This is a genomic window from Croceicoccus gelatinilyticus (genome assembly GCF_018398395.1).
GTDB lineage: Bacteria > Pseudomonadota > Alphaproteobacteria > Sphingomonadales > Sphingomonadaceae > Croceicoccus > Croceicoccus gelatinilyticus.
The window spans coordinates 20,824-29,159 of sequence record NZ_JAHCBF010000015.1 but is presented as its reverse complement, the minus strand read 5'-3'; the positions used below and the strand labels follow the sequence as shown (position 1 = coordinate 29,159).

Annotated in this window: 13 protein-coding genes; 1 reads left to right on the top strand and 12 read right to left on the bottom strand. The window is 59.2% G+C overall.

The features are described from left to right. Positions 1–74 precede the first annotated feature (74 nt). The 11 genes from KIH45_RS18005 to KIH45_RS17955 form a co-directional block, all read right to left on the bottom strand. Positions 75–599, bottom strand: a complete 525-nt coding sequence (locus tag KIH45_RS18005) for a hypothetical protein (RefSeq protein ID WP_213177390.1) — start codon at positions 597–599, stop codon at positions 75–77. A gap of 260 nt (positions 600–859) precedes the next feature. Beyond that, positions 860–1,411, bottom strand: coding sequence for a DUF421 domain-containing protein (locus tag KIH45_RS18000; RefSeq protein WP_213177389.1), 552 nt, complete (start codon positions 1,409–1,411; stop codon positions 860–862). 9 nt (positions 1,412–1,420) lie between these two features. Beyond that, complete coding sequence (locus KIH45_RS17995; protein WP_213177388.1) at positions 1,421–1,597, bottom strand: hypothetical protein; 177 nt, start codon at positions 1,595–1,597, stop codon at positions 1,421–1,423. 44 nt (positions 1,598–1,641) lie between these two features. Then, positions 1,642–2,226 carry a DUF1989 domain-containing protein gene (locus tag KIH45_RS17990; protein ID WP_213177387.1) on the bottom strand — a complete coding sequence of 195 codons (585 nt, stop codon included), beginning with the start codon at positions 2,224–2,226 and terminating at the stop codon, positions 1,642–1,644. Next, complete coding sequence (gene gntA / locus KIH45_RS17985) at positions 2,223–2,912, bottom strand: guanitoxin biosynthesis heme-dependent pre-guanitoxin N-hydroxylase GntA (RefSeq protein ID WP_213177386.1); 690 nt, start codon at positions 2,910–2,912, stop codon at positions 2,223–2,225. Before gntA ends, KIH45_RS17990 begins: the two co-directional genes overlap by 4 nt. A gap of 198 nt (positions 2,913–3,110) precedes the next feature. Continuing rightward, entirely contained in the window at positions 3,111–3,269 is a 159-nt protein-coding gene (locus tag KIH45_RS17980) for a hypothetical protein (protein ID WP_213177385.1), read from the bottom strand. 94 nt (positions 3,270–3,363) lie between these two features. Further along, positions 3,364–3,672 (bottom strand): zinc finger domain-containing protein, encoded by a 309-nt coding sequence (locus KIH45_RS19565; protein WP_420481945.1) that lies wholly within the window; start codon positions 3,670–3,672, stop codon positions 3,364–3,366. Then, positions 3,672–5,096: a DNA cytosine methyltransferase gene (locus KIH45_RS17970; protein ID WP_213177383.1), complete on the bottom strand. Its 1,425-nt coding sequence runs from the start codon at positions 5,094–5,096 to the stop codon at positions 3,672–3,674. The genes KIH45_RS19565 and KIH45_RS17970 overlap by 1 nt, the downstream gene beginning before the upstream one ends. A 79-nt stretch (positions 5,097–5,175) precedes the next feature. Beyond that, the gene (locus KIH45_RS17965; RefSeq protein ID WP_213177382.1) at positions 5,176–5,364 is read right to left on the bottom strand and encodes a BlaI/MecI/CopY family transcriptional regulator; all 189 of its coding nucleotides are present in this window, start codon (positions 5,362–5,364) and stop codon (positions 5,176–5,178) included. 4 nt (positions 5,365–5,368) lie between these two features. Further along, complete coding sequence (locus KIH45_RS17960) at positions 5,369–5,983, bottom strand: hypothetical protein (RefSeq protein ID WP_213177381.1); 615 nt, start codon at positions 5,981–5,983, stop codon at positions 5,369–5,371. After that, complete coding sequence (locus tag KIH45_RS17955; RefSeq protein WP_213177380.1) at positions 5,983–6,324, bottom strand: hypothetical protein; 342 nt, start codon at positions 6,322–6,324, stop codon at positions 5,983–5,985. Before KIH45_RS17955 ends, KIH45_RS17960 begins: the two co-directional genes overlap by 1 nt. A gap of 166 nt (positions 6,325–6,490) precedes the next feature. Here KIH45_RS17955 and KIH45_RS17950 point away from each other — a divergent pair, with 166 nt between their 5' ends. Next, positions 6,491–7,696, top strand: coding sequence for an energy transducer TonB (locus tag KIH45_RS17950; protein WP_213177379.1), 1,206 nt, complete (start codon positions 6,491–6,493; stop codon positions 7,694–7,696). Positions 7,697–7,753: 57 nt separating this feature from the next. On the opposite strand, the gene KIH45_RS17945 is transcribed toward KIH45_RS17950, so the two are convergent. Further along, on the bottom strand, positions 7,754–8,245 hold the full coding sequence (locus tag KIH45_RS17945) for a hypothetical protein (RefSeq protein WP_213177378.1): 492 nt from the start codon (positions 8,243–8,245) through the stop codon (positions 7,754–7,756). Between the last annotated feature and the right edge of the window lie 91 nt (positions 8,246–8,336).

The following is an 8,336-nucleotide window of genomic DNA, read 5'->3' as shown; positions in this document are numbered from 1 at the left end:
AGGTGGACGACTTTTACGCCGCCCGCAGCAGGACTATCCCGCCGCTACCGTGGTCGAATATTGCTCCGCCGTTCTCACTCTGCCTTGTGGAGCAGCATCCTCGTATCGTTGTGCAGGCTTTCACGCATATGCGCCTTGTGCGCGGCCGGAGAGGCATCCGCGATCATCTCGATGATCTCGGACAGCTGCGCCTGGATGAGGATAGGCTTGTCCTGGTGGCTGAAGGAGACCTCAGCGAACTTCAAGAGTTCGAGCTTGATCACCGAGATGCACTGCCCGTTGAACTGCTTGGTTAAAATCCCAACGTGAACGAATTCATCGGCATCTGCGCCAAGGACCGTGACTCGGTTGTCTTCGAGCGCGAGGCGAACATTGGTCCTGACAAAAGCATCCGTGATGCCGCAACCATTGTCCGCAGCGACCTTCTCGACAACGAGGCCCAAGCTTGTTGGGGCGTGCCATTCGACAGCGTTTTCTACGGCCAGACCCACCGGCTGTGCGCTGGCATGGCTCGAGAACAAAGCTGCAAGGCAGGCGATAGCTGCGCGGGCAGTAGATTTCATGATTTCCCCCATCCGATCAATCGGCTGGGCCACCATGCCGGTCTGTGCGGATCATGCAAGCTCCATCCGTCGCAATCTTTTTTAGGATGGACTATTGAACATCCAGATTTTGCGGATATAGAGGGGTTGTCCGGTGCCAGATTAGTCCCTGAAGCCGGACGATCCCGATACCGGAGCCTTGGGAAGGTAGAAGCGTCCAAGGCTCCGGGATCACCTCGTTAGAGAGTTACGCGTTCCAGGGCCTCGCCGGTGACAATCACCTGCGGGGGCCTTGGTTCGTTTGGATTATGATAAAATCAATCCAAGACGCGTCTGGCTTTATGGTCGAAGTTATCGATCTCTTTCATCGCGCTGGTTCCTGGCCCCCGGTCCGCCTTGGATATGACGGAGAACGACGCATCGTTTTCGAGGATGACCCACGCGACTTCGTTGAGGTCCGTCACCCCCGCCTTGCGTACCGCTGCGAGAACTTCACGCTGCGAAATCCGTTCGCGTCGAAGTGCGCTATCGATGAAGCTACCCTCATCGAGAAGCATGGTTGGCGTGGCTTTGACGGCAGCTGATACAGTGTCGTAGCGGCGAACGAGCGCTGTAAGGATAAACTGCATCGCCAGAAGCAACCCGATCGCAAACGCCCCTTCGGCAAGCGTCAGCTCTTTGAGGACAATTGTTGATGCCGCAATTGAGCCAAGCGCGACCGTGACAATCCAGTCGAAATTGTTCATCTGCGAGGTCGATCGCTTTCCGGAAATCCGGATGAAGACGATGATCAGCAGATAAAGAACTGGCGCGGTAATCGCGATGCGAAGCAATGGCTCCCAGGTCTCTGGCAGCAGAATCGGTTTCATCGCTATTGCCTAGTCCTTGGTGGCGGCGACGTTGCCCGACTTTCGATCCTTAAGTGGATAATCCTCCGGGCTAACCGGATCCTGTTTTCGCATCTCGTTATAGAGCTGGCTGTTGCGGGAGGGATTGTCGCTCTTGGGAATGTCGCCGGGGTCCTTGCCGACGTGACCGGTGTGCTTGTCTGCCATCAGATGCTCCATAATGGTGTTCTCCAAATGAACGCCACGACCGTTCATTCGATCCGGTAATCGATGGGCTTGAAGCTGCCGCCGTTGCTTGCATAAGCGGAGCAAGCGGTGAGCCCGATCAAGAGGTCTGTTTCGGCTTGGAGCGAGATCGAGCTACCCGCCTTGCTCGGTGGGGGCTCAACACTGATTGCCCCATCCGGGCCCACCGGCACGTTCATGAAGCAATTGAATGCGACTGGAATATCGTCTTCCTCGATGCCCCAAGGCGCAAGAGCTTCAGCCAAGTTGCCAAAACACCCGCGGTGCACCGGTTGGTCGGGATAGAAGTGACGAAAGGTCGCCTCACTGCATGGTGTGAGCAGAAAGTCGTGGCATCCCACGGTATCGTGCACGATCTTCAGCAAGCGGTTGGATCGGTTCGACCACAGCGTATTGCCGGTCGTGAGACGCAGGGTCTCTTCGTAATCGAACGTGCGACCGTTTGAGATCACCTCGCGCACGTCATCGAGCGCGAAGGCGAGTAGATCTGAAACCTGAACCCCTTCAGGATCGATGACTGTAAGGGTTTGACCTTTGCACATTTCGAAAGCCATGCCGGAGCGCGGCGGAATGCGTGTCACAGAGGTCATTGGCTTTTCCCTGCCCGCTTGTCGTTAAAAGGACATTCCCAGTCGCCGTCTATCTGGCGCCCGGAATACTGGAGAGCCTCGCTGGCCTCGCCATGCCGGGCCAGCATGGGGTTGATCGAACCTGCAAGATCCTTGTCACGGTCAAGGATTGTCGACCTGATTTTCTCATAGCGTTGCTGGGCGCGCAGCATCTCAAACTGATCGTGAAGGTTGAAGACCATCACGGGACGCTCGAAGCGCCTTGCGGGGCGGCTGGCCTGAGGGTGCATGCCCACGACGAAAAAGGCCTCGCCGCCAAAGCTGAGCGAAAAGTGCGGGTCTTCCGGATTTGGGCTGACCCTCTTGTCGTAGGGCTGCTCAAGCCATGCATCTTTGTCGGCTAGCGACTGGATGCGTTCCCACATGGCTTGCTCGAAGCCTGTTTCATCCAAGCCATCGTCTTCTTCGAAGACGAAGGCAATGGACCGGAACAGTCCTGGCGCTGCTTGGTAGGCATAGGCCCACTTCAGAAGTTCGCGATGTATGCGCACATCGTCCCATGCGCTTGTGATGGACCTGCAGGTGATAATGTGAAGCTTCCCGCGTGACAGCGCACTCTTGGCCCCCACACATGGAAAGCTTCGATCTTTAATGAAGGTCTCGAAGCGCTCGCTAAGCGAGCTGCTTTCGATAATTTCTGCATTCATCCCCACACCTGCAATTGTTGCCGGCCGACAGGCCACCGGGGACTGAACTTCGAAAAGAGTAAATGTTGCCGGTGCTCGGCATTAACACGGGATGAAGCGAATAAATTCTGCGATGAGCTTTGCGGAGGTTCTTTTTCTGGCATTCGACTCAAAGAAAAGCCCGCTGCGGCGCATGCCGGGCGGGCTTTCTTGCGAGGATCAAAGGTCGTTTGCGGCTTCCTGGACCTCGAACTGGATCGTGCCGACATCGATGCCAGTGACCTGTGCGAGCGCCGAGATGCGCTCCGAGGTGTCTTCACCGTCATTCTGTTCAGCAGCGATCGACGTGAGAGCCTGGCGATAAGCAACTGCGGTCATCTCTTTTTTCCCTTCTGAGCCTTGGATCAGAAAGGCCCCTTTCCCGAAGGGTTGACCTGCTCGAGGACTTGCGGCCGGTTATGGCCGCCCTCCCCTAGATGAAGGACAGCTGCGGCTCGTCTGCTGCCTGCCGGGCGCTTTCCCGCGCCTCACGCGCTTCCTTGTTCCGCTTGCCGCAATGGCCAAGCGGGCACGGGCCGTAGGCAAAGGCGTCGTCGGCTGCGAGGTCGCGCGCGCCGTGGATCTCGCGGAACGGCAAGGGATGCTCAGACGGTCTCTTGCAAGGACTGCCGGGAGGTGCCTTGCAGTCAGGACACGCGACGGTAAGCGCCGGGTCCTGGTCCCACGTTTTCGAGCACCCTTCCCGCGTACAATAGACGGGCCGGAGCTTTGCCGCTGCCATCAGGCGGCCATCCCGACGTTATCGTCGTCATTGCTGGCCTCGCGCCAGGCGGCGATGTGCCGCCTGACCGAACGCATGATCATCTCGTGGTGGGGGCGGTCGATCGACTGGCCGATGATCTCGGTCGCGATAGTCGCGCTCACCGCGTTGAGATCGACATCGTCGATGCCGAGCAGGTGCTTGAACAGCGCCTCGCTGGGAAAGAGGAACTTGCCGTCCTCCGGTTCGATGACGATCGAATCCTTGGCCATGCGGGCAATGCTCTTCACGGGCGTTGGCAGATTGCGGGCGCCAGGCTTGATGGCACGTAGGCGGCCGATCTCCTTGCCGTCGTTCAGCGACTTGGAATGCGAGACATCGCGGCACTGGTCGAGGAACGGTTCGATCACTGCCCAGGCGTCGCGTTCGCGCTCGCCGTAGGGTTCTTCGAAGGCAAAGGGTGCGTTGAGCAGTGTGAATACGACATAGGCACGCTTGCGCGAGGTCAGGCCGCCATAGTCGCGGGCATCGCCCACGTGTTCGTGGCGCGTGTAGCCCCAGCGGCGCAGGCGCAGCGAGGCGACCTCGTATGCGGGCGAGCCAATCATGCCGGGGACGTTCTCAAAAACGACCACTGGCGGTGCGATCTTCTCGATGATGGCGAGCAGATCAATGATCATGTCGGCCGTGGAATCGGTCGTCTCGAGATCGCGCTCCTTGAGCGACTTGGCCTTCAGGTTCGAGAGGTCATCGCACTGTGGGCTGGCATGAAAGATCATGGGCGGGTTTTTCGCCATCGCCGCACCAATGTGGTCGAGAACGCAGCTCGTCACGTCTTCGTTGAAGAGCGCGTAGAGCGGGCCGGAATTGGCCAGCGCAGTCATCGCACCGGTCTCGGTGAGGTTGGTCTTGTCGCGCGCTTCTTGGGGGCGCCATTCAAGGACCGCTGAGATCGAGAAGCCGCTGGTCTGCATGGAGTGGAGATCGACGCCCGAGGTAAGCGCTGCAAAGACACTGTCCGGATCGGCCTTGCCGGCGTTGGCGCGGGCACGTTCCTCGATCGTGAAGATCGGCGTGATCGTGACCTTGCCGCTCTGGAAGAGAATGTGGACGCGGTTGCAGCCTTCAGGGAAGGCTTCGTCGATCAGGCGCTGGGACGACACTTCGATCATGTGCTCGAGCGGGTTGTTCCGGCGCTGCTTGTAGGTGCGCGCATAGACCTTCTTGGTCTGGGGCCCTGCAAACAGGTCGTCGACGCGTTCGACCGTCATGCCCTTGCCCGGGCCGAGCGAACGTTCGACCACGGCATCGCCCTTCGAGAAGCCGAACAGGGTGAGCAGGTTCGAGGAAATGGTGAGGATGCGCCGGCCGCCCTTGTCGCGGAACTTGAGCTGCTTGGTCGCAATGTCAGGGACATTGACCCGCACGAGTACGTCTTCGGTCATGGGCCGAGCTCCTTGGATATCGAGGGAAAGGGAAAGGGTTGTCGGGCAAGCGATGCCGACAAAAGAAAAGGGGCGGGCCTTATGCGGCCCGCCCCGGGATCGAGTAGTAGAAGGCGTATCCGACCCGCCTGCGGGTAACGGCCCCCTGATCGAGGAGCCGGTAGAGGCGGTCCTGGGTCGTAGCCCAGTTCGCTCTCCGGTCCTTCTCGAGGATCTGGCGGACGGTAATCGCGCCGTTCTGGCGGATCATCTCCAGCAGTTGTTCCATGCCCTCAGGCGGCCTTCAGGCGCCGGAAGGGAATGGTGGCAACGACGTCGCCTTCGCTGTCGTGCGCGTAGTCGAGGATCGTGACGCCGCCGACTTCCGGGCGAACGCCGGCCTGCATTGGGCCGCGCCTGAACCGGACCGTGCCATCAAGAGTGACATCGTCGAGCGTCCAGCGGTTGAGGCCGGTGATGTCTTCGAGCACTTCGAATGCGCCAAGGCCGAGGACGTTGCATTCCTCGATGCGGCTCTGGCTGATGCGCGGGATCGGCTTGCGGTCGTACGGGTATTCAGGCTCGATCGCGTCTTCGAACGCGGCCTCGACCTCGCGGGAGGTGAGGATGCGGCCGTCGGCGATCGCTTCGTTGATGCGCTGGACCTGGTCGGCATCGACCGGCACGCCGCATTCAGCTTCGCCCGCGATCGGCACGGCAAGGCCGACGAAGCAGTTGTTGTCCCAGAGGGCCATCAGCGGCTTCTCGCGCACTGCGGTGATGATGTCGCCGACAATGTCGACGCCCGCGCCATCGGCAAAGATGGTGAGGTATTCAGCGTTTTCGTTGAGAACGCCATCATGGCTGTTCGGCATCACGAGACGCATGTTGGGCGAGAGCTTCAGCATCAGTTTTTCCCTTCGATCTTCATGTCATTCTCGGATGGGATGAAGCGGAGCTTTTCGGCGCCGATGTCGCGGGCGTCAGTGCAAAAGCGCGAGACGTTGGCCATGGCGTTATCGAGCCAGTCCTCGTGGTCGAAATAACCCTTGGCGCGGGCATAGGCCTCGGCAGCGTCTTCGAACGCCTTGCAGTCGATATCGCTCTTGCCGAGTTCCTCGAGGCGCATCTCGGCGCCCAATTCTTCGATCTTGCCTGCGCTAAGCGGGCTCGCCATGCGGAAGATGACATCGCCATCGCCATCGGCATCGACACCGGCCAGTTCGTGGCGGACATGGTGCTGAGACATCTCTTTTCCCTTCGAACTTGAAACTCGATTGAATCCATTAATCAGGGGCAAGCGAAGCCCTCCAATCAGATGAAAAATCCTGATAATTTTTCTTCCGGACTTGCCTTGTCGCTGGCTCTCGAATGAACAGGAATTTCAATTGGGGAACGCGGACTTGGGGGGATGCATGAAATTCAGGACAGCACTACTTTCAGCAGCAGCTATTTCGATGGTCGCAGGTTGCGGATCTTCGGATGGCGGCGGTGTTCTTGGCGGCAATGGCTTCAGCGAAGACGAAGCCAAGGGCTGGTATTACGCGGCGGTCTGGTCGGACGAGAGCAAGGCGTGTCGCGCAGCCGTTGAGGATCTAGGCCGGCAGTTCAAGGGGCTGAGGGGTGCTATCGATGAGAACAGGCGCCGCAACGACGGCATCTATGGAGATTGGTTCAGCGACCGCGAGGTGTATGATTTCGTAAGCAGGAAGATCGGTGAGGAAACGAAACAGATCACCGATGAGATCACCCGTCATTATATCAAGCCGCGCGCGCGAGAGGTGAGGTCCGCCTGCGCCTACACTCAAGCCGTCATGGACGAGACGCTTACGGATCGCCTCGAAGATTATGAGGATGTGCAGAGGCGGGCACGTGCCTGTTCGCTGGATGTCGACAAGGTCATCAAGGTTTCGAAGCAGTTCCTCAATCCCAGGCTCGGCAATGAGATCGTGGTTTGGGCGGACCTGCAGGATGATTTTCTGGAGAACTGCTTCAAGGAACTCGAAAAGCAGGCCGTCGAAGCAGGTATCGATGTGCGTGATGGCGAGGGAGCTGGGCTACCCATGCCGGCAGTCGACCTGGAGAAGAAGAAAGAGCCGCGGATTATTCCCCAAGAAGACGCAGGCTTTGAGGAATCCATCGAAGAGTTCGAGATGCGCAACGCGGTTGATGAGGCGGCTGATATGGCTGCAAGCCAAACAGAGGCAGAGGCTGCATCAACGGGTCGTGCCGAGCCCCGGCAGGAGGTTATCGAACAACCGCCCGCGCCCAAGTACGTCGTCCGTCTTTCGGGGGAGAGGGTCTTTGCCGACGAGAACGGTTCGTTTGCAGCAGACGTTAAGCCCCTTCAACAGGGACGCTGGATGAGGCGCATCAGTGAGGCTTATCCGTCAAGGGCGCTTCGCAATGACGAACAAGGGCGCGTAGGGGTCCAGGTCACTGTCGAACCCGATGGTCGGGCAAGGAATTGCAGGGTCGTGTCGTCGAGCGGGTCAAACTGGCTCGATGAGGGCGCTTGCGACGGCGTGGTCCGTTATGGGAAATTCGATCCTGCATTGTCGGACGATGGCGCGCCGATCTCGGCTGAATGGACAACGTCGATCGTCTACGCGCTCAACTGATCCCCAACTAAAAAGGGCGGCCTCGATGGCCGCCCTTCTCGTTCGAAATAGTCTCGATCAGAACTTGGCGCCGACGGCCAGCGCGGTGTGGTACTTGCCCATGCCGTGGCCGTAAGCTGCATAGCGGGTTTCGAGGCGGAGGAAGGTGTCGCCGCTGACGCCTTCGTAACCGATGCCAAAGCGCGGACCGGAGAGGCTTCCGGAGATCCAGTCGGACGACATCGTCGAATAGGCGAGCGAGACGTAAAGCTGCTTGTTGTCGGCAATCTTCTTGCCAACCTGCGGACCTGCGTTGAACTGGCCGGCGTGGCGGTTCCCGTCGAACATCGTGGTCGCGCCGACGGTGCCGCCAACGACGATGCCGCTCTCCATCTCGTGCATGTAGCCGCCGAATGCGCCCAGCGTTACGCCATCGGCGCCGGGGAAGCTGTCACCGTGCATGCCGAATTCGAAGCCGTAGCGTCCGCCGCTCAGGTCTTCGGCCATTGCCGGGGTCGCAGCGATTGCCATGGTGGCGACGGCTGCCGCGATGCTCAGTTTCTTGATCATGTAGAAGTGTGTCCTCTTGAAATTCGTCATCTCGCCACCGGCGAGACATGCTCGATCACAAGCCCCCCGGAAGTGGGTGCTTTCATGTTTT

Coding starts and splice junctions, on each gene's coding strand:
- KIH45_RS18005 (WP_213177390.1), bottom strand. CDS start 599: ATGGTGGCCCAGCCGATTGATCGGATGGGGGAAATCATGAAATCTACT.
- KIH45_RS18000 (WP_213177389.1), bottom strand. CDS start 1,411: ATGAAACCGATTCTGCTGCCAGAGACCTGGGAGCCATTGCTTCGCATC.
- KIH45_RS17995 (WP_213177388.1), bottom strand. CDS start 1,597: ATGGCAGACAAGCACACCGGTCACGTCGGCAAGGACCCCGGCGACATT.
- KIH45_RS17990 (WP_213177387.1), bottom strand. CDS start 2,226: ATGACCTCTGTGACACGCATTCCGCCGCGCTCCGGCATGGCTTTCGAA.
- gntA (WP_213177386.1), bottom strand. CDS start 2,912: ATGAATGCAGAAATTATCGAAAGCAGCTCGCTTAGCGAGCGCTTCGAG.
- KIH45_RS17980 (WP_213177385.1), bottom strand. CDS start 3,269: ATGACCGCAGTTGCTTATCGCCAGGCTCTCACGTCGATCGCTGCTGAA.
- KIH45_RS19565 (WP_420481945.1), bottom strand. CDS start 3,672: ATGGCAGCGGCAAAGCTCCGGCCCGTCTATTGTACGCGGGAAGGGTGC.
- KIH45_RS17970 (WP_213177383.1), bottom strand. CDS start 5,096: ATGACCGAAGACGTACTCGTGCGGGTCAATGTCCCTGACATTGCGACC.
- KIH45_RS17965 (WP_213177382.1), bottom strand. CDS start 5,364: ATGGAACAACTGCTGGAGATGATCCGCCAGAACGGCGCGATTACCGTC.
- KIH45_RS17960 (WP_213177381.1), bottom strand. CDS start 5,983: ATGCTGAAGCTCTCGCCCAACATGCGTCTCGTGATGCCGAACAGCCAT.
- KIH45_RS17955 (WP_213177380.1), bottom strand. CDS start 6,324: ATGTCTCAGCACCATGTCCGCCACGAACTGGCCGGTGTCGATGCCGAT.
- KIH45_RS17950 (WP_213177379.1), top strand. CDS start 6,491: ATGAAATTCAGGACAGCACTACTTTCAGCAGCAGCTATTTCGATGGTC.
- KIH45_RS17945 (WP_213177378.1), bottom strand. CDS start 8,245: ATGATCAAGAAACTGAGCATCGCGGCAGCCGTCGCCACCATGGCAATC.